The organism is Mucilaginibacter angelicae (assembly GCF_042434235.1).
GTDB lineage: Bacteria > Bacteroidota > Bacteroidia > Sphingobacteriales > Sphingobacteriaceae > Mucilaginibacter > Mucilaginibacter angelicae.
The window spans coordinates 640,766-658,925 of sequence record NZ_JBHLTS010000004.1 but is presented as its reverse complement, the minus strand read 5'-3'; the positions used below and the strand labels follow the sequence as shown (position 1 = coordinate 658,925).

Sequence of the window (18,160 nt, the reverse complement as noted above, 5' to 3'; positions counted from 1 at the left end):
TGCTCTGAACCGTTTTAACGGGTTAGTTACCTTCGTATACACCGAATGCCCGCTGCAGCCCTTTGTAGGCGCCGGCCCCCTGAGCCTGACCTGCAAGCAGGGTGATGTCCGTCAAGACCATCGGTTTCAGCAGGTTGTTTTGCAACAGGGCGGCTGATGCCGTTATCGCCCTGAGCATCCCTTTCACCAGCATTTCTGATATGCCGGTTTTTTCGGATGACAGGACAACACCCGCGTCCTTCAGACTCGGGGCAAAGCAAAAATCCTTCACCTGCAGCTTAATGGCCTCCATCACGGCAGTATACCCGATTAATTCTATACGGTCAGCGTTCAGTTCTTCCGGATCACCTAAGCCTAAAAGTAAAAAGCGGTCTGCCGGTATCTGCTTTAACAGCGGTGTAATTAACAGTGTTTCCAGTACTGCGCCGCGGAAGAAACCGGACCGGCGCAGCAGGTCTATTTCGCCGCCAAAGTGTTCGTTTACAGCATAGGTCCCCCCTTCATAATGCCGGTTTTTCTGATAATCAAAGAAACAGACGATCTGAAGGGAGGTCATCGTTTCTGAAGGACTGATTATCGCGGTATTAAAACGTACGCCATTTTTTACGAGCGGTTTGCTGTTGTTTTCATTCCCTGCAGTTGTCATGCTGATCGGAGTTTTTATCATTAAAGTTTTTTCTCTTCGTCGTTTACCGGGTAGATGGTGATATCTGGTTCCGCATCAGGCCCTATCTTTGCCTCCAAACGCCGGTTGCCCTTCCTGTCCGTGAGGACCAGCCCGGAAGCTCCCGTGTTTTTCAGAAAAAGATAACTTTCCTGTTTCCCGGCCCCTGCAAGATGTACATGGGTTCCCTGATCATCCACGCTTATGGAGATCTTTTCCCGGCCGTCATTTTCGTACATATTCAGTGAGGCCAGGCCGTCGCCGGTAGCGGAAAGCTTTAGCTGCGGTTTGCCGCCGATGCCGGAGAACGTGAGATCGGTGCCGCCGTCTGCGGATGTCAGCACCGCCCGGATATTTCCGTCCTGGCCGATCAATTGAAACTCATGGGCGGTTATTACTTTTTTATCATTATCCATATCGGGAAATTGTTTAATTAAAAATATTATCCAGAAAGCTAAGGGAGGCGGCTATCGCCTGAGACATATAACCCTTGGCATGGACGGTACCCGGGACGAGTTGAACGGTAGAGGGTACACCGGCGTTTAATAAAGCCTGTTGTAATTTAAGTGCACCGTCAGCGGGTACAAATTCATTCACAGAGTTGGCCAGGTACATTTGTCCACTTGACGAACTTACCCGTGTTAACGGCGTCGCCTCTTTTAATAAGCTTCTGTCACCGCCGATCAGGGCATAAATACACCACCTTAGAAACGCATCGTTCCGGCCGCCCTGATTGATATCAGCGCTCGGGATGACGGTAAAATCGAGTTCTGTTTTTGTTTCAGATGCCTTGCCGTCAGTCTCTGAAATAAAGCCTTCCAGGTCAATGATGCCCGACCAGCTTATGACGGGAATGCCGCGCAGCAATCCCGCTTCCACAGCGAGATTGCCGCCGGCTGAACTGCCCCATGCAGCGATCTTATTCCGGTCAAAAACATAAGCAGACTGTATAAGCCAGTCCAAAGATGCCAGGATATCTTCGCGGCCTGCAGGAAAAGTCCCCAACGGTGTAAGCCGGTAGTTGGGAACAATGACCAGGTATCCTTCCTGTGCCAGCCTGGTGGCCAGGTCTTCGTCCTTCATTTTGTCACCATGGAACCATCCACCGCCATGAATATCAATAATGGCGCCTTTGGCGTTTTTACCGCTATAAAGATCCAGCTTCAGATCGTTCTTGTAAGTAATATCCCTTGTTACCCTTATCGGATTTTCCATTGTTTTTTCGTTAGTGCCATTTATCCGGACGACCGGAACCTGTATGATCTTATTTAGCTGAATTCAGGACAGCCCTTATCAATCCAGTCTGCCAGTTCTTTAATCTGAACGTCTGAAAACGGTGTTTGATTATTAGCCGGCATTCTGCCGAATGCACCGTGATCCGGGTTGAATAACGGTCCCTCTCCCCGTAGCGCCAATATGAGGTTGCTTGAGGCGGAATCGCCGATGGTCAGTATACTGATCGCGTTCCCGGTGGCGGGATCTTTAACGCCCGGTACGTTTCCGGTTGTAAAGTCTTCATAGCTCATGCTCTGCCAAAATGCCTTATGCGGCGATTTTGGCGGCGGCGCGCCTTCTGTTTTATTTTCCTCCATAACCCCGGTTATAAAAGCCTGTACTTCTTTAAAATTATTGAGTGCCATGATTTTTAATGATTAAATTTAACTGCTATGTTTTTTTATTGGTCAAAGAATTTAGTCCAGCAATTCGCCCATGTGCTTGTAGCCGGATTTTACGGTATCCAGTACTTCCTGGAATTTTCCGCCCAGCATCAGCCTCGTCATGGATAAAGCCATCCCTTTGATCATTTTTAATTCAACTTTGGGCGGCATGGCCAGCGCATTGGGATCGGTAAAGACATTTACCAGAACGGGGCCATTGTAATCAAATGCCTGTTGTAAGCCGCTTTCAAGATTGTCAGGATGATCAATGGTGATGCCTTTGATGCCCATAGCCTGTGCGATCAGCGCGAAATCCGGATTTTCCATATCGGTTTCAGAATCAGGTAAGCCGATGACCTCCATTTCCAGTTTTACCATACCTAATGAACGGTTATTGAAAACGATGATCTTAACAGGCAGTTTGTATTGTTTGATGGTGGCCAGATCCCCCAGCAGCATGGAAATACCGCCGTCGCCGCACATGGCCACCACCTGGCGGTCGGGGCAGGCGAATGCCGCGCCGATCGCATGGGGCATCGCATTGGCCATTGATCCGTGGGTGAACGAACCCAGCATGTGACGTTTACCGGTAGCCTGTATGTAACGGGCACCCCAAACGCAGCACATTCCGGTATCTACCGTAAAAATGGCGTCTTCTGTTGCTAATTTATCCAGGCAGGCTGCGACTGCTTCCGGATGAATGGCATTTTTGGTGCCTTTATCCGAAACATAAGTATGAAGATGTTCCTTAACCTTGCTGTATATGTGCAGCTGCGCTTTCAGAAAGCTTTCATCCTCCTTCCGGTTCAATAAAGGAAATAGTACGGTTAAAGTCGCTTTAATATCACCATGCAGGCCTATGTCCAGTTTGGCCCTGCGACCCAGCCGCTCCGGCTGAAGGTCGATCTGGATGATCTTTTTGTCTGTCGGCATAAAAGGTACATAAGGGAAATCTGTTCCGAGTAGTATGATCAGGTCGCTCTCATGCATGCTATGGTAAGCTGAAGGCAGGCCCAGCAATCCGGTCATTCCCACTTCGTAGGGGTTATCGTATTGTATACCCATTTTACCCCGGAAAGAATACCCTACGGGCGCTTTCAGCATTTCGGCCAGTTGTACCACTTCATCATGCGCGTCTGCAGCGCCTATGCCGCAATAGATACTTATCTTCTGATACCGGTTAATAAGACTGGCCATTTCCGTGATGTCTTCATCTGCCGGGTGGATAATGGCTTTCGAAAAGTAATTTTTACCGGAAGAAATATTTTCAACCGCATCCATCGCGCTTACATCACCGGGCAGGCCTAAAATAGCCACGCCCTTACGCTGAACAGCGTGCTGAATAGCAGCTTGTGTCATCCTGGGGAGCTGTGCCGGGGTTGCTGCTACCTGGTTGTAATGGCTGCAGTCGTCAAAAAGCTTGATCACATTTGTTTCCTGGAAATAGCCACTTCCGAATTCCACAGTCGCGCAGGTAGAAGCAATAGCCAATACCGGCACGTTCGCCCGGTGCGCGTCATACAATCCGTTTATTAAATGAATATGCCCGGGACCGCTGCTTCCCGCACAGCAGGCCAAACCGTTAAGTTCAGCTTCCGCCGCCGCCGCATAAGCGCCCGCTTCTTCATGCCTGACATGCACCCATTGGATATGGTCGTTTCTTCTTACAGCATCGTTCAGTTCATTTAAACTATCGCCTGTAACTGCGTAAATGCGTTTAATTCCGGCATTTACCAGCATTTCAACTAATTGTTCCGCTACCTTTTTTGACATATGATTATATTTTAAGTTATCTGTTTAAGTTATTTAACCGACAGCAAAATCTAAGCTATGTCATAAATTATTGAAAATTAAATAGTTGTGATTTTATCGCGAGTATTTCGATAACGATATTTCGTTATTTTGTGATGAGCGCAGGGAAATTTCCCCTTTTCTGTTTTTGGATATTATCGTTAAAAACTATCTCCTGAAAATTCGCAAAGGGGCCGGATTTGTTTTGGGGACGCTCGTAAAATGATGATATATCGTCATCTTAATTTCTTCATTTTAGATATATCTTACTGGTAATTAGTTGTTTGTGTGTTGGTTCTGATTTTGCTTTTTCTTCCGGAAAAATATTATGGAAGACAATCATATCCTGAATCACATTAAAAACTTAACAGAAAACGAGGAAAAGCTTTGGGGAAAGGAAAACCTTTCAGATGAAGAGACAGACAAGCTGCACCGGATCAAACTTGAACTTGACCAGTGCTGGGACTTGCTGAGGCAAAGAAGGGCGCTGCGTGATGCAGGCAGAAATCCGGATAAGGCAGAAGCCCGGGACATTGATACGATTGAGAACTATAAAAGATAAGCATTAAACACGATGGACCTTTACGAAAATACGCTCTATTTCGGTGAAATGTTCCCGAAAACCACGAAAGCTATCATCATGATACATGGCAGGGGATCGGAAGCAGCAGATATCGTCAATAGTTTTGAAGGTGTGCTACCCATTTATGATTACTACATCGCAGCACCAAACGCGATCGGCGGCAGCTGGTATCCTCACAGTTTCCTGGTTCCGCAGGAAGACAATGAACCGATGCTGTCAGTGGCTTTGAATTTATTGCAGGAGCTGGTGAACGATCTTACAGATACGGGGTATCAGCGCCGGGACATTTTTATTCTCGGGTTTTCTCAGGGCGCCTGTTTAGCGCTTGAATTCGCGGCCCGCAACGCGTCAGAATTTGGCGGAATTTTTGTGTTGAGTGGCGGGCTGATCGGCGATCATATCGATAATGAGCTGTACAGGGGGGATTTTAAGGACACACCTGTTTTCCTGGGCTGCAGCGACGTCGACGGTCATATTCCGCTGCAAAGGGTTAAGGAATCTTCGGCCGTATGCAGACGTTTAGGTGCCAGGGTAATCGAAAAAATATATCCCGGCATGGGGCACACGGTGAACAGGGACGAAATAGACGAAGTCTCAATAATTTTGAAATAAGACTGAAAAGCATGGCGGGCAATGAAAATATCAATGTTGTAAATAACACCGGCAAATTGCGGTTTGAAGTCTACCTGAACGGTGAATATGCTTTTATAGAATACAGGTATTACAAAAAGGATATTGCGTTTATGCACACCACTGTACCCGAGGCATTCAGGGGCAGGGGAGTTGCTTCAGCCATGGCAGTTGCAGCACTTAATTTTGCCAGGGATCAGCATCGTAAGATTATGTTATACTGTCCTTTTGTATCCGGATATGTCAGGGAACATCAGGAGTATCATGACCTGGTAGATACAAACTATCATCCTTCTTTCGGGAATGCCGGGAAGGGATGACGGCAATATAAATGAAGAAATTATGGAAACGAATAAAACGACGTTAAGGAAAATAAACGTTTACGGCAACCCCGGGTCGCGGGAAGCATATGTCATCAGAGATTTTCTTAAAAGAAGCGTGGTGACATTTGAGTGGGTACCGGTAGCAGGTATGGCGGCTTTCCGCGTTTTATTTCCGGAGCTGCCCGCGGAGGGGAGTCTGCCGGCTGTTGAACTGCCCTGCGGGAGGTTTTTATTCAACCCCTCGGTAGAAGATATTGCCTGCAACCTGGGGTGGATTACCAAACCGAAGCATAAAGAGTATGATGTATCTATTTTCGGAGGAGGGCCTGCAGGTTTAAGTGCAGCAGTCTATGCGGCTTCGGAAGGGTTAAGTACCGTGTTGGTTGAGCGTGAGGCCATCGGTGGGCAGGCTGGCACAAGTTCCCTTATTGAAAACTACCTCGGCTTTCCCGGCGGCATTTCCGGCAGTGACCTTGCCGAGCGGGCGAGGCAGCAGGCTGTAAAATTCGGGGTGGATATCCTGCTGATCCGGAAGAGTATTAAAGCGCAGTTTATTGACGAGAAGCTGCATGTGGACTTTACCGATGGCAACAAAATTATTGCCCGGTCAAATATATGCAGTACAGGAGTGGAATATTCCAGGCTTGATATACCCGAAGAGGATAAATACCTGAACAGGGGCGTATATTACGGTGCCGGAGCAAGCGAAGCCGTATTATGTGCCGATAAGCATGTGTTTGTGATCGGGGGCGGTAATTCTGCCGGCCAGGCGGCTTTAAACTTCAGCAAACATGCTGAAAAGGTAACCATGATCATCAGGGGAGATGATCTGGCCGCGTCTTTATCCTATTACTTATTAGTCCGTATTAAAAAGAAAAAAAATATAGAAGTGCTGTTTAATTCACGCATTACGGCATTAAACGGGGACGATTTTTTAGAGCAGATCACGATTACCAGGCTGATCGAGGGAACTGAGGTCCATTATGATACCAGCTTTGTTTTTGTTTGTATCGGCGGTAAGCCCAATACCAACTGGGCGCAGAATACCGCAATTGTCCGGGACGAGGCCGGTTATCTGGTGACCGGCGGCGACCTTTATAAGCCGTCATTCGATAAACAATGGGATATGAGTTTTACGCCCGCGTTTTTAGAAACAAGTGTACCCGGCTGTTTCGCGGCCGGTGACGTCAGGCATAATTCGGTAAAAAGGGTCGCTTCCGCGGTTGGGGAAGGTGCTATGGCCGTAACCTTTGTACACCGTTATCTGCATGAGAAATATTAAGCTATACCCGGAAAAAACTGGAGCAAGCTGATCTTATATCCCCTACAGGCAGCGCTGAGCACCGTGTTTATACACGGTGGTTTTTTATTTTTTTGAAATTAATATTCGTCATTAGGTATCTGTTATTAATCGGTTAATCGCCCTGCGGTTATTTGTTCCCCAGGATACAAACACCAATAAACCAGTTTAACCTAATTGTATATTAAATGAAGATGAAACACTTACTTAATTTTTTACTGCTTTTTTTATTATTGACAGCCGCCGGTTGTTCAAAAAAAGAGGCGCCGAAGCCTGTTGATAATCATACGGATACGGATCCTCCAAAAACCGAACAGGTATATGGCAGCCTAAAGGATACCAACATCAGGTATTTTGGCCGCTGGGATTTCAGCAACAAAGATCAGTACGTCAGTTATTGGGGCGGCGCGTACATAAAGGTAGATTTCACCGGCACGACCGTAAAAGTCAAAGTGGGCAATACCTCAGATTTTTATGCGAAGATCGATAACGGGCCATGGATCAGTTACAAGCAAAGCAGTGGTATCATCAACCTGACGCCAACGCCGTTAACAAACGGAACACACTCGCTGAGCGTGGCTCAGGGAAAGGATTATGACTACCAGTTTAAGTTTGACGGGCTCGTATTGGACAACAACGCGGTCACCAAGACACCGGCGGTTATGTCGTCCCTGATAGAATACATCGGTGACTCTATAACAGCAGGGTATACCTGCGACCAGGCCAATGTATCAGATTATGCCTGGGTAGCATCGGAAGCCTTAGGTGCCGAGCATACGCAAATTGCCTTTCCCGGTATTAAGCTGACCAGCGGGTTCCCGGACGTGGGGATGGATGTGCAATATCTTAAAATGCAATCCGATCAGACCAAAAGTCAGACAGGCGACTGGAACTTCCAGGGATATACGCCGAAACTCGTAGTCATCAATCTCGGGACTAATGATAATAACGGTGTGCCGGATGAGGAGTTTCAAAAGGCCTATGTTAATTTGCTTACAACGGTAAGAGCGAAGTTTCCCGATGCCGAAATATTTGCGCTGCGGACATTCCTTGGAGTAAAGTCCTCTGGTACGTTAGCCGCTGTTGTGACACGAATGGCTGCAGGCGACCTCAAAGTACACTATATTGATACTGACGGATGGCTAAAATCGGGTGATTATTCTGACGGTATACATCCAAATGCAGCCGGGCATATCAAGGCCGCCGCCTTGCTGAAACCGATATTAGAGCCATATCTGAATGGTACACCGCCACCGGTACCGCTGCCTGATGGTACTTATAAAATCATTAACCGGAACAGTAAGTTAGCAATGGATGTTAAAGGTGCTCTTACCGAAAGCGGAACACCAATTACACAATGGACATATGGCGGCGGTGACAACCAGAGATGGACTATGACGCATATTGGTGCCGGTGTTTACAAGATTATTGGCGTTCAAAGCGGCAGAGCGCTGCAAATTGAAAACAAATCACCCGCAGCGGGGGCCGCATTACAGATCGGGGATTACAGCGGTTCCAATGATCAGAAATTTATAATCAGCAAAAATGCAGAGGGGTATTATACGATCACCAGTTTGCTCAGCGGTAAAGTAGTGGAAGTTGGCGGGCAGTCCGATGCGCCCGGCGCATCAATCGACGTATGGGACAATAATGGCGGGATACATCAGCAATGGAGTTTTGAAGCACCATGATAAAATAATTGAGGGCCCCCTGCCATTGCAGGGGCCCTTTTTTAAGTCCTGAAAATAAATTTTTATGTGTAATTTCCCTGATTATATTTGGGGGAATAAACTGTAATCAATACCTGAACCGAATGTGCCTTCTTAGAAGCAAGGCTGACTTTCTGCTAAAATAGCGGCCACAGACATGGATGAGTATCATAACCTGTTAACAGAAAGCCGAAGGTTGATAATAAGGAGCATTTCGTTGTCATGTCGTCGCCTAAGCCAAACGTTTTTTTGCTTTTCAGATCACCGGTGTATATAGTCCAATGAAAAACGATATTTTCAATTATAAATTCAAGGATAACCTGCCCATCGGATTTGAATGTATCCCGTTGGCGGAGCTATACACAAAAAGCAGGGAGCTGATGACCACCCCGCATCGTACATCGTTCTATCATATTATTTGGTTTAAAAAAGGCGGCTTCAATCATTCAGTTGATTTTTATCCGATTTACATTGAAGATAATACACTGCTTTTCCTTAGTAAGGATATTGTTCAAAGTTTTGACGCTTCCGCATCGATGGAGGGAACGGTGATTTTATTTACCGAAACTTTTTTTTGCCAGTCTGAAGCTGATGCACAATTCCTGAAAGAAACCATCTTATTTAACGACCTGTTTTCGGTCCCGGCTTTCAGATTGAATGATAATATTAATGTTTTCAATAGTCTGATCGGGTTGATAGAAGAGGAGACTGGTAAACCCGAGGATACTTATCAAAGTAAAATATTGAAGACTTACCTGCTGGCTTTTTTGTTAAGCGCCGAAAGAGAAAGGCGAATGCATGATTTTAAGGAAATAAAAAAAGGACCGGACCTCGAATACCTGCTTTCATTCAGGCACTTGCTCGAATCCGGATTTCATGTAAATAAACAGGTGAATTTTTACGCCGGTAAACTGAACCTGACCGATAAACGCCTGAGCCAGTCGACTTTCAGGGTATTGGGCAAAACAGCAAAACAGATGATCGACGACCGCGTCATGCTGGAAGCCAGGCGGCTGCTGGCACACACCCGGGATACCGTAAAATCAATAGGGTATCAGCTGGGTTTTGAAGAACCTACCAATTTTATCAAATATTTTCGCAAACACAGCCGGCAGACCCCGGCCGGGTTTCGTGAAAAATGTATCGTCTAAAGGCGGATTTCTACCTTTTTTGACCCCTGTTCCTGCCTGAACTTTGCTTCATCCAAAATTCAGGAACATGACGCGATTAAAAAACAACCTGCTGATCATATCAGCATTGCTGGCATGCAACTATTGCACAGCGCAGCAAACAGCAACAACCAAAAAAGTAGGAATCATGAATCAAAAACAGGAAACAACCGATTTATTAAAATCAATCGAAACAGGTGCCGCAGGCCCTGTCGCAGTAATTAACCCCGACAAGTACAAACAGCACAATCAGGCCGTTGCCGATGGTTTGGCAGGATTCGGTGCATTATTGCAGGCACTGCCCAAGGGGTCGGCAAAAGTAAATACTGTTCGCGTATTCCAGGACGGGGACTATGTTTTTACTCAAACGGATTACAATTTCTTCGGCCCGAAGATCGGGTTTGATATTTTTCGGTTTGAAGAGGGCAAAATAGTAGAACACTGGGATAATCTCCAGGAAAAACCGGCACAACCGAACCCAAGCGGTCATACGATGACCGATGGTCCGGCAACAGTCACAGATCCCGGTAAAAAGGAAGCTAACAAAGCCCTGGTAAAAAGCTTTGTAGAAGACATTCTCGTTAACGGAAGGATGGATAGATTGGCAGGGTACTTCGACGGGGATAACTACATACAGCACAATCCGCAGATCCCCGATAAATTATCCGGACTGGGTAAGGCCCTGGCCGATATGGCAAGGCAGGGTATCACGATGAAATACAATACGATCCATAAGGTACTTGGGGAAGGAAACTTTGTTCTTGTTGTGAGCGAAGGAGACCTTGCCGGTAAACATAGCGCCTTTTACGATTTATTCCGGGTGGAAAATGGCAAAATTGCTGAACATTGGGATGTGATCGAAACCATTTTACCGCAAAATGAATCGAAAAACAGCAATGGGAAATTTAATTTCTAAACAGCGGGCAATTCACTTTTTAATAAACGGGGCGCAGGTTGAGTCGCCCCGTATTTAAAAACGTCAAAGCAGATTTGACTTTTCATGATTTTTTTAGCTCTGTACCTGGAACGTACTTCTTCAGACATGGCGTGAAGCAGGCGAGAAATGGTAAGGCTTCACCTCAAAGTTCCTCCCATGGCGGGGTATGAAATGAAGGATATCGGCAGAGATATGCGGTTTCAGGAAGGGTATCGGGCACTGCGCTGTTCATGGAACAATTTCTGATTTGACATATCATTAACTGGCATAACCTATCAATGAGCTTTCCCGAATCCAAATAACGGGTATATTTAGGTCTGTTTTAAAATCCGGCCTATGCATTTCAAAGAACTAACCGAATCACAGATCCTGGCACTTGCTGTAACAGCGGAAGAAGAGGATGCACATATTTACCGCGATTTTGCCGAATCGCTCCGGGAAGAATTTCCCGCTTCAGCAGAATTGTTTGAAAAGATGGCATCTGAAGAAGATGGACATCGTCACCGGCTTATCGAATTATACCGCACAAAATTCGGAAATCATATACCGCTTATCCGAAGGCAGGATGTAAAGGGTTTCTACAACAGGCGGCCGTCGTGGTACCGGAGATCGCTGCGACCGGAGCACGCACGTGAAGAGGCAGCACTCATGGAGATCGAAGCACAGCATTTTTACGAAACTGCCGCGAAACAAGCCAGCGATGCCGCAATCAGGCAGTTGCTCGGCGACCTGGCGCAGGAAGAGTCCCGGCACGAAGAGAAGGCTATTTCTATAAATGAAGCGCAAACCGAGTCCGGCGCCGTCGAACTTGAACTGGAAGCAGGCCGTAGAATGTTCGTTTTACGTTTTGTTCAGCCCGGGCTGGCCGGGCTGATGGATGGCTCGGTATCAACACTTGCCCCGCTGTTTGCCGCGGCGTTCGCGACCGCTAATACGATGGCAACATTCAAGGTAGGACTGGCCGCTTCGGTTGGCGCGGGTATCAGCATGGGGTTCGCTGAAGCGCTCTCTGATGACGGTAAACTGAGCGGCAGGGGTTCTCCATGGCTGCGCGGGGTTGTTTGCGGACTCATGACCACACTGGGGGGGCTGGGACACACTATACCGTTTCTGATCAGCGATTTTCACAGCGCCCTGGTTATAGCCTGCCTCGTCGTAGCTGTTGAACTGGCTGTAATTTCGTGGATCAGGAAACGCTACATGGATACTCCGTTACTGTCAGCGATTTTCCAGGTGGTTGTTGGCGGTGTACTTGTATTTCTTGTCGGTTGGCTGATCGGCGCCGGATAATTTATCAACGCAGGTTCAAAAGTCCGATTACTGCTTTTTTAACATGACTAAGGGTTACAATTCGGGGGAAAGAGAAAGAGAGAGGTCTGTTCGGTTAAGGCTTAAAGTTTGAAATACAGGTGACCCGGCATGCCGGATTGCCTGTTGCGGATGAAAGGAGCAAGTGGCAGCCTGGCATGAATTTTATCCGTTTTTCAGCCTGAGCAGCTTTTGACAACTGTCAGGCTGTTTAACCGTTAACGGGCATCTGTTTCCTTCCCCGGGCGCGGGGAGCCCTGGCATACTTTTTCACTATAGCATATAGTTCTTCCAGATCAAACGGTTTGTTCAGGTAGCCGTCAAAGCCCAAAGTATGATATTGTTGCCTGATGCCGGGATCAGAACTAAAAACGACAATATGTACCCCCGGAAAATGCGATTTGATCCAGTGGCAGAGCTTACCGGAATGATTGCGCAGCCAATAATCCAGTAACACGAGACCGGGCTGGTGTCGCCTGACCATTTCCAGCGCATTTTCATGCTGGTTGCTGAGGCTAAAAACGCGGTAGCCTTCCATTTCCAATGCGGTGCTCACAATATCAAAAACAGCGGCGTCGCTTTCCTGTAAGAGAATCGTTTCCATAAGCTTAAGATATCAGAAGTCTGTATTTTTAACGTTTGATCGTAACCTAATAGTATAGCTTTCAAGCCATCTTATGCATTGCGCGGGTTAAAACGAATATGGGCCAGGTAAGGTGCCAGCCGCTGAATTTCTCTGAACGCCACGCAACGGAGGACCTTGTTTGCATGCGGATCATAATAGATCTCACCATAAATTTTGCCGAGGCTGTACAATTGCACCACAAGGCCATTTTCCTCCCTGTCCGCCAGAAAATTCCCCTGCATGATCGCATCGGCCTTGTCAGTCTCACTCAGCGCGTTATATTGTTCCATTGTCAGCATATGCAAATTTAAGCAACCAAGTCTTTTAATAAATAGTTAAGTTAAAAAAGAGGGATCAGGCCAGGATATAACGGGACTTATGGCCAAATATGCATTGACCGGCGGCAGTACTTACACGACAGAGGTGCTGATAGAGGATAACAATCCATTTCGTTGCAAAGGGGGGGGGCAGTCAGATTATTTTCACGGTTTGTGATCAATTACCAGATGAGGGAAAGTAAAAAAAGGTACATATGAAAGCATTGGCAAACAATGTGTTTTATTGCGGATGATCAATTGCGACCAGGGGTATCCATTTGTCATCCAGCAAATACAGCATCAAACAAAATTACCCGTAACCAAAAGGACTACGGATAAAGTTATAGCTGAGCGGGATACTTTAGTTCGGGATAAGCTAATTTGCGCTGGCGGCTCTTGTTAATTCCGGGCGCGCGTCCTGAATCAGGGAATTAACTTCAACTACAAAATTCCCGGGGCCTTTAAAATAAAATGTCATCCGCCCATGCTCTTCACGTATATCTTCCGGATCAAAACCACCGGCTTTTAGCTTTTCGTGAATCTGGTAGACCTGATCGATATTGCCCTGCATAAAACCAATGTGAAATATTTTGGGGTAAACAGCGTCATTGGTCTTGAAAAGCGTGATCAGTGAACCGTCGTCATCAATCACAAAGCCCATTTTTGCGTTCAGGGGCGCCTCCGGAACACGTGCCAGGCCGAAATAGTTCTCAAACAGTTCTACTGTCGCCATAACATCAGTAACGGCAAATCCAATGTGGTTAAGTTTCATAAAATTTAGTTTTATATTGTAAATAATTGTTTCATTATCTGATTAGTAAACAGCCGCTATAGCTCCTTTATATTTTTAGTCCTTTGACCACGAAATCAAAGCATTGCCAGAGAATAGCCTCAGTAAACTTAAAAGGCTTTCCCCCGGGCCGTTGGCCTTCATGATGAGCGCGAATGAGCGTGACCAGCGGAGAAAAGGCCACAGACCAGTATAGTTCCAGCGGCATAGCCGAAATCTCCCCGCGTGCTACGACGTTTTCCATAAACCGGTTGATCGAATCATGATAATCGTCCCGGAAGCCGGTGTAAATCTGATCCTGGTAAGAGGAGGTGCGGAGTTGTTCCAGAAGCAAACTTACCACGGGGTTTTTCATGAGATATTCGTATCTGTTCTTCCACTGTATACGAAGCCCCTCTTCAAAACCAGCCATGGGATCGAAACCTTGGAGGATTGCTATTCTCATTTTGGTTATTTCTTCCCTGGCAATCTGTACGATCAGATCGTCTTTGTCTTTATAGTAGATGTAAAGCGTAGCGATTGATATTCCGCAGATCTTCGCCAGTTTGCTAACTGTAAACCCTTCAAACCCTTCGGTAACCAAAAATTCGATCGCTTTTTGTTTAACGAGATTTTCTTTTTCTGTATCCCTGTTTCGCATTTTATATAATTTCAATACAATTATAAGTGATTAATCACTTATTTAAGTGGTATTTCTTTTTTATTTCAGCGAGCCGGGAAGAGAAGTGCCATTTGATCGATCAGTTCCGTCCACATCTGGTCATGTTAAATTACCCGTTACGCGGAAGCCATCCGATGGCATTCTGCCGGCGAATCAAAGAAAAGTACCCCAACCTGCCGGTAATTGCCCCAGCTACAATAACAATATCCGCCAGGAATACCATAAGTATGGCTTTGATGGTTATATCGAGAAGCCTTTCGACCTGGATTTGTTATACCGTATATTGCGTAAGCACATCCCCAAACCAAAGGCTAATCTTACCTGATTGATTTCTCCCTGTAATTTAGGCTATTTACCTATACGGAAAGGAACCGATCAATCCGTTTGGTCAGGCAGTTCAATAATGACCGCCTGTTATTTTGCTCGTCTTTTTATCAGTGTCTTATTTTAATATTTCAGGTTGGAGGTTAACGCAAGCTTTCTCAAAAAGGAAATTTTAACTCATTTCGTCTATTAACCATACTTTAACTGAAATAACCAGGGTTTTGTGAGATATCGCAAAACCCCGGTTATCATTATTCATATAATGATCTTATTTGGCGTTTGCCGCCGCTTCAATAACGGCAGCAATTGCTTTTGGCTGGGTCATAAACAGGGTATGCCCGCCCGTTACATTGGTTACCTGCGCTTTGGCTCGTTTGTACATCGTATCCTCAAGCCCCATATTGATCGTTTCGTCATTGGATGGTTTTACAGCGTAAACAGGTTTGTTTTTCCAGGCCGCGGCAGTTACTTTGTCTGTAAACGCTTTAACCGTAAGCGGTATCTGTGAATCATACATAAAGTCTGATTTTTCTTTCGTCTGGCCGCTGGCGAAGGTTTCCTGAAATGTTGCTTTACCCAAATAAACGTTGCCTTTGGCGTCTGGCGGAAGTATACCTTTGGGTTGTTCCTTAACGGTTTGAACAAGATCGAGCGTTGATTCGCCTTCGTCGGGTATAAATGCGGCTACGTATACCAGGCTTTTAACATTATCAGTGTTTCCTGCCTGTGTTATTACCGTGCCGCCCCAGGAATGGCCAACCAAAACTACCGGGCCGTCCTGACGTTCGAGCGCAAAATTTGTAGCGGCAACATCGTCAGCCAGGGAGCTGGTAGGATTTTGCACCAGTGTAACTTTGTACCCGTCTTTTACCAGTATTTTGTAAACAGCCTCCCACCCGGAAGCGTCTGCAAATGCACCGTGCACAATGACAATGTTCTTAATACCCGCGGCTTGCGCGCTGGTTTTTGAGGGGTTAACCGCTGATAGTAAAATGGCCGCTGCTGCAACGGCTATCATTTTAATTGTTGAATTTGTTTTCATGTTTTGATTATCTGCTGCCGGATAATCTATAAACATGCCTTAGTGTAAATGTCTTTAAACCAAATAGTTGTATTGGTATTGATATTTAAAGTCTGACGTTATAACGTTGATTTACGAACAGAACCGCTGCGGGCAGCATTAAAAATGCTTTTTATTCAGCCTGAGACGTTTTATTTTCGAGTTCAGCGTTGTAGCGGGTACCCCCAGAAGTCTGGCAGCGCCTTCCGTACCAGATACCCGGCCTTTACAGAGCTGAAGTACCGCGAAAATGTGGTCGCGCTCATTTTCTTCAATGGTTTTTATTTTTTGGGGAGTTCCTGCCTTATCAGGAATAGTTTTGACCGCAGCCGGGATGTTAATTTCGCTGATGACAGGCTTTGTACTGAGCAATACCTGCCGTTCAATCAGGTGTTCCATTTCCCTCACATTACCGGGCCAGCGATAATTGATCATTTGCTTTACAGCCCTTTGTGTAAAGCCTGTTTTTTGTTTGCAATACCTGTCCAGAAAATAAGCGGCCAGGAGCGGAATGTCTTCTGTCCGTTCTCTCAGCGGGGGGAGATTAATGGGGAAAACATTGAGGCGATAGTACAGATCTCTTCTGAAATTACCCCGTTCAACTTCGGCAAAGAGGTCTCTGTTTGTAGCGGAAATAATTCTGACATCGGTTTTTATCGTAGTTTTGCCGCCAACCCGCTCAATCTCCTTTTCCTGTAAAACCCTAAGCAATTTTACCTGCAGATCTAAGGGCAGTTCACCTATTTCATCAAGGAATAAAGTGCTGTTATCCGCAAGTTCAAATTTGCCTATCCGCCTGTCGGTTGCGCCGGTAAATGCACCTTTTTCATGTCCGAAGAGCTCGCTTTCTATCAGGTTTGCGGGTATCGCGGCGCAGTTTACCTTGATCATGGTTTTATCTTTCCTTTCCGATCTCTCGTGTATAGCCCGTGCGATCAGTTCCTTCCCGGTGCCGGTTTCACCCATGATCAGAACGCTGGATTCCGATCCGGATACTTGGTCCATCAGTGCAAAAACCTTTTTCATGCCCGGGCCGGCACCTATAATTTCAGGATAATTACCGGGTGCCATATCCCCCGGGAGGGTATGTAAACTTTCATCTTCCCGCTGTGTTTTAAAGGCATCGATTTCTTCAAGTTGTTTTTTTATTTTTTTATAAGCCAAAGGAAACAGGCTTGCAGCCTTGCTGAAAAAATTATCCAGGGTATCCGACTCATTAATTTGGACGAGCTGTTCATTCAGTTTCAGCAGGAGATCCGTATGCGGAGCAGATTCCGTGTTAATACTTTCAGCAGTTAGTTTCGGACTATGATTAGTAAGAGCGGCTTTCTGATTATCCGGTTTTAAAGGCTGTATGTGCTGTAAATAGAGAATGTCCGCAAGAAAGTCCGCAATGTTGCTGCAAAACATCAGGCATTCTGTACTGAATTCCCTGGTGTTATTATGGAGTTCAAGTGTACCCAGTATTTTGTTTTCTATTTCAAGCGGGATGTAGCAGTGATATTTATAATGGGTTTCATTGTTTACCAGGCAATGGTTGACGTTTTCTTCCTCTTCCCACTCCGCCATTGATTTAATTACAGGGAAAGAAAATCCGGCAATGATTTTTTGCAGCCTGGTAAGTTCGGACGGCTGGTTGATTACACCTGTATGTATCTCTTCCCTGTCTGATAAATAGGTAGAAATATAAGCCTCCTGTATTACGGTTATCTGCTCGTCATAGATCAATACGACACCGCAGTCAATAGAAAAAAGCGGATGAAGCTTTTTAAACACGATATTAAAAAGGCTGATTAAGGAGATAGCGCTGCCAAGTGCGTTGTCCGGTAAAAGCGGTGGTGATATCTTTAAGGAAGTATGCCTGCTTGTTTCCGGAAATGAAGATTGGGGTAGACCGTTCATATGATCACTTTATTTAAAATTAAGGCAATGTTAAACTATTACTAAAAGTAAAGAAAGATAGCGATTTAGCAAATTGGGATAATTTATTGCTGTTTTGTGATCCCTGAGAGCCTTTGGCGTGATAACCTGCTGCGTCTTTGGATTGCTTTTTATCATCATGTTTAAAAAGCGGTATCAGCGTTTTTAATATGATTCTTTTGTTGCTATTTGTGTTTATATCAGTTTGTTATAATTGTTGTTATTCCTGGTTTATGAGGATTTAAGCGTCCGGTAAAGCACGTCAGTTTGTAGTATCTGTAAGTTTTCCGGTCTATTAATAATGCGCTGTGCAGCCACGATCAGGTTGCGGATTTTCCGATTGGGGCATTTGGTGCTCATCGTAAATTCACGAAATGTCATCATTGATCAA

Annotated in this window: 20 protein-coding genes; 9 read left to right on the top strand and 11 right to left on the bottom strand. The window is 45.8% G+C overall.

From position 1 onward, the window contains the following. Positions 1–22: 22 nt before the first annotated feature. The 5 genes from ACFFGT_RS02670 to ACFFGT_RS02650 are packed head-to-tail and all read right to left on the bottom strand — an operon-like array spanning position 23 to position 4,095. Positions 23–667, bottom strand: a complete 645-nt coding sequence (locus tag ACFFGT_RS02670; protein ID WP_377020954.1) for a M17 family peptidase N-terminal domain-containing protein — start codon at positions 665–667, stop codon at positions 23–25. Further along, positions 667–1,080: a hypothetical protein gene (locus ACFFGT_RS02665; protein ID WP_377020953.1), complete on the bottom strand. Its 414-nt coding sequence runs from the start codon at positions 1,078–1,080 to the stop codon at positions 667–669. Before ACFFGT_RS02665 ends, ACFFGT_RS02670 begins: the two co-directional genes overlap by 1 nt. A 13-nt stretch (positions 1,081–1,093) precedes the next feature. After that, positions 1,094–1,879: an alpha/beta hydrolase gene (locus tag ACFFGT_RS02660; protein ID WP_377020952.1), complete on the bottom strand. Its 786-nt coding sequence runs from the start codon at positions 1,877–1,879 to the stop codon at positions 1,094–1,096. Between the two features lie 53 nt (positions 1,880–1,932). Further along, a complete protein-coding gene (locus ACFFGT_RS02655) occupies positions 1,933–2,304 on the bottom strand; it encodes a hypothetical protein (protein WP_377020951.1) in 372 nt (123 codons plus the stop codon). A 51-nt stretch (positions 2,305–2,355) separates the two neighbouring features. Further along, the gene (locus tag ACFFGT_RS02650; RefSeq protein ID WP_377020950.1) at positions 2,356–4,095 is read right to left on the bottom strand and encodes a thiamine pyrophosphate-dependent enzyme; all 1,740 of its coding nucleotides are present in this window, start codon (positions 4,093–4,095) and stop codon (positions 2,356–2,358) included. Between the two features lie 346 nt (positions 4,096–4,441). Here ACFFGT_RS02650 and ACFFGT_RS02645 point away from each other — a divergent pair, with 346 nt between their 5' ends. The 8 genes from ACFFGT_RS02645 to mbfA all read left to right on the top strand — a co-directional run bounded on the left by ACFFGT_RS02645 (position 4,442) and on the right by mbfA (position 12,054). Next, complete coding sequence (locus ACFFGT_RS02645; RefSeq protein ID WP_377020949.1) at positions 4,442–4,675, top strand: DUF2630 family protein; 234 nt, start codon at positions 4,442–4,444, stop codon at positions 4,673–4,675. A 12-nt stretch (positions 4,676–4,687) separates the two neighbouring features. Then, positions 4,688–5,308: an alpha/beta hydrolase gene (locus tag ACFFGT_RS02640; RefSeq protein ID WP_377020948.1), complete on the top strand. Its 621-nt coding sequence runs from the start codon at positions 4,688–4,690 to the stop codon at positions 5,306–5,308. 11 nt (positions 5,309–5,319) lie between these two features. After that, complete coding sequence (locus ACFFGT_RS02635) at positions 5,320–5,646, top strand: GNAT family N-acetyltransferase (protein WP_377020947.1); 327 nt, start codon at positions 5,320–5,322, stop codon at positions 5,644–5,646. Positions 5,647–5,668: 22 nt separating this feature from the next. Further along, positions 5,669–6,931, top strand: a complete 1,263-nt coding sequence (locus ACFFGT_RS02630) for an NAD(P)/FAD-dependent oxidoreductase (protein WP_377020946.1) — start codon at positions 5,669–5,671, stop codon at positions 6,929–6,931. Between the two features lie 212 nt (positions 6,932–7,143). After that, positions 7,144–8,640, top strand: coding sequence for an RICIN domain-containing protein (locus ACFFGT_RS02625; protein ID WP_377020945.1), 1,497 nt, complete (start codon positions 7,144–7,146; stop codon positions 8,638–8,640). Positions 8,641–8,939: 299 nt separating this feature from the next. After that, positions 8,940–9,809, top strand: coding sequence for a helix-turn-helix domain-containing protein (locus ACFFGT_RS02620; protein WP_377020944.1), 870 nt, complete (start codon positions 8,940–8,942; stop codon positions 9,807–9,809). A gap of 67 nt (positions 9,810–9,876) precedes the next feature. Further along, complete coding sequence (locus ACFFGT_RS02615) at positions 9,877–10,743, top strand: nuclear transport factor 2 family protein (RefSeq protein ID WP_377020943.1); 867 nt, start codon at positions 9,877–9,879, stop codon at positions 10,741–10,743. Positions 10,744–11,100: 357 nt separating this feature from the next. Beyond that, positions 11,101–12,054, top strand: a complete 954-nt coding sequence (mbfA, locus tag ACFFGT_RS02610; RefSeq protein ID WP_377020942.1) for an iron exporter MbfA — start codon at positions 11,101–11,103, stop codon at positions 12,052–12,054. A 229-nt stretch (positions 12,055–12,283) separates the two neighbouring features. Here mbfA and ACFFGT_RS02605 read toward each other — a convergent pair whose 3' ends face one another. From ACFFGT_RS02605 to ACFFGT_RS02590, 4 genes are all read right to left on the bottom strand, one after another. After that, on the bottom strand, positions 12,284–12,676 hold the full coding sequence (locus ACFFGT_RS02605; RefSeq protein WP_377020941.1) for a response regulator: 393 nt from the start codon (positions 12,674–12,676) through the stop codon (positions 12,284–12,286). A 71-nt stretch (positions 12,677–12,747) separates the two neighbouring features. After that, complete coding sequence (locus tag ACFFGT_RS02600; RefSeq protein WP_377020940.1) at positions 12,748–12,987, bottom strand: hypothetical protein; 240 nt, start codon at positions 12,985–12,987, stop codon at positions 12,748–12,750. Between the two features lie 403 nt (positions 12,988–13,390). Then, positions 13,391–13,786, bottom strand: a complete 396-nt coding sequence (locus ACFFGT_RS02595; protein WP_377020939.1) for a VOC family protein — start codon at positions 13,784–13,786, stop codon at positions 13,391–13,393. A 67-nt stretch (positions 13,787–13,853) separates the two neighbouring features. After that, complete coding sequence (locus ACFFGT_RS02590) at positions 13,854–14,459, bottom strand: TetR/AcrR family transcriptional regulator (protein WP_377020938.1); 606 nt, start codon at positions 14,457–14,459, stop codon at positions 13,854–13,856. A 31-nt stretch (positions 14,460–14,490) separates the two neighbouring features. On the opposite strand from ACFFGT_RS02590, the gene ACFFGT_RS02585 reads away from it, so the two are divergent. Beyond that, positions 14,491–14,790, top strand: a complete 300-nt coding sequence (locus tag ACFFGT_RS02585) for a hypothetical protein (protein ID WP_377020937.1) — start codon at positions 14,491–14,493, stop codon at positions 14,788–14,790. 267 nt (positions 14,791–15,057) lie between these two features. Here the strand turns inward: ACFFGT_RS02585 and ACFFGT_RS02580 are convergent, their stop codons facing one another. Both ACFFGT_RS02580 and ACFFGT_RS02575 read right to left on the bottom strand, forming a co-directional pair. Continuing rightward, positions 15,058–15,831 (bottom strand): alpha/beta hydrolase, encoded by a 774-nt coding sequence (locus ACFFGT_RS02580; RefSeq protein WP_377020936.1) that lies wholly within the window; start codon positions 15,829–15,831, stop codon positions 15,058–15,060. A gap of 138 nt (positions 15,832–15,969) precedes the next feature. Further along, positions 15,970–17,751: a sigma-54 interaction domain-containing protein gene (locus ACFFGT_RS02575; RefSeq protein WP_377020935.1), complete on the bottom strand. Its 1,782-nt coding sequence runs from the start codon at positions 17,749–17,751 to the stop codon at positions 15,970–15,972. Positions 17,752–18,160 lie beyond the last annotated feature (409 nt).

Excerpts from the sequence above, each read along its gene's own strand:
- ACFFGT_RS02670 (WP_377020954.1), bottom strand. The coding sequence starts at position 667 with ATGATAAAAACTCCGATCAGCATGACAACTGCAGGGAATGAAAACAAC.
- ACFFGT_RS02665 (WP_377020953.1), bottom strand. The coding sequence starts at position 1,080 with ATGGATAATGATAAAAAAGTAATAACCGCCCATGAGTTTCAATTGATC.
- ACFFGT_RS02660 (WP_377020952.1), bottom strand. The coding sequence starts at position 1,879 with ATGGAAAATCCGATAAGGGTAACAAGGGATATTACTTACAAGAACGAT.
- ACFFGT_RS02655 (WP_377020951.1), bottom strand. The coding sequence starts at position 2,304 with ATGGCACTCAATAATTTTAAAGAAGTACAGGCTTTTATAACCGGGGTT.
- ACFFGT_RS02650 (WP_377020950.1), bottom strand. The coding sequence starts at position 4,095 with ATGTCAAAAAAGGTAGCGGAACAATTAGTTGAAATGCTGGTAAATGCC.
- ACFFGT_RS02645 (WP_377020949.1), top strand. The coding sequence starts at position 4,442 with ATGGAAGACAATCATATCCTGAATCACATTAAAAACTTAACAGAAAAC.
- ACFFGT_RS02640 (WP_377020948.1), top strand. The coding sequence starts at position 4,688 with ATGGACCTTTACGAAAATACGCTCTATTTCGGTGAAATGTTCCCGAAA.
- ACFFGT_RS02635 (WP_377020947.1), top strand. The coding sequence starts at position 5,320 with ATGGCGGGCAATGAAAATATCAATGTTGTAAATAACACCGGCAAATTG.
- ACFFGT_RS02630 (WP_377020946.1), top strand. The coding sequence starts at position 5,669 with ATGGAAACGAATAAAACGACGTTAAGGAAAATAAACGTTTACGGCAAC.
- ACFFGT_RS02625 (WP_377020945.1), top strand. The coding sequence starts at position 7,144 with ATGAAACACTTACTTAATTTTTTACTGCTTTTTTTATTATTGACAGCC.
- ACFFGT_RS02620 (WP_377020944.1), top strand. The coding sequence starts at position 8,940 with ATGAAAAACGATATTTTCAATTATAAATTCAAGGATAACCTGCCCATC.
- ACFFGT_RS02615 (WP_377020943.1), top strand. The coding sequence starts at position 9,877 with ATGACGCGATTAAAAAACAACCTGCTGATCATATCAGCATTGCTGGCA.
- mbfA (WP_377020942.1), top strand. The coding sequence starts at position 11,101 with ATGCATTTCAAAGAACTAACCGAATCACAGATCCTGGCACTTGCTGTA.
- ACFFGT_RS02605 (WP_377020941.1), bottom strand. The coding sequence starts at position 12,676 with ATGGAAACGATTCTCTTACAGGAAAGCGACGCCGCTGTTTTTGATATT.
- ACFFGT_RS02600 (WP_377020940.1), bottom strand. The coding sequence starts at position 12,987 with ATGGAACAATATAACGCGCTGAGTGAGACTGACAAGGCCGATGCGATC.
- ACFFGT_RS02595 (WP_377020939.1), bottom strand. The coding sequence starts at position 13,786 with ATGAAACTTAACCACATTGGATTTGCCGTTACTGATGTTATGGCGACA.
- ACFFGT_RS02580 (WP_377020936.1), bottom strand. The coding sequence starts at position 15,831 with ATGAAAACAAATTCAACAATTAAAATGATAGCCGTTGCAGCAGCGGCC.
- ACFFGT_RS02575 (WP_377020935.1), bottom strand. The coding sequence starts at position 17,751 with ATGAACGGTCTACCCCAATCTTCATTTCCGGAAACAAGCAGGCATACT.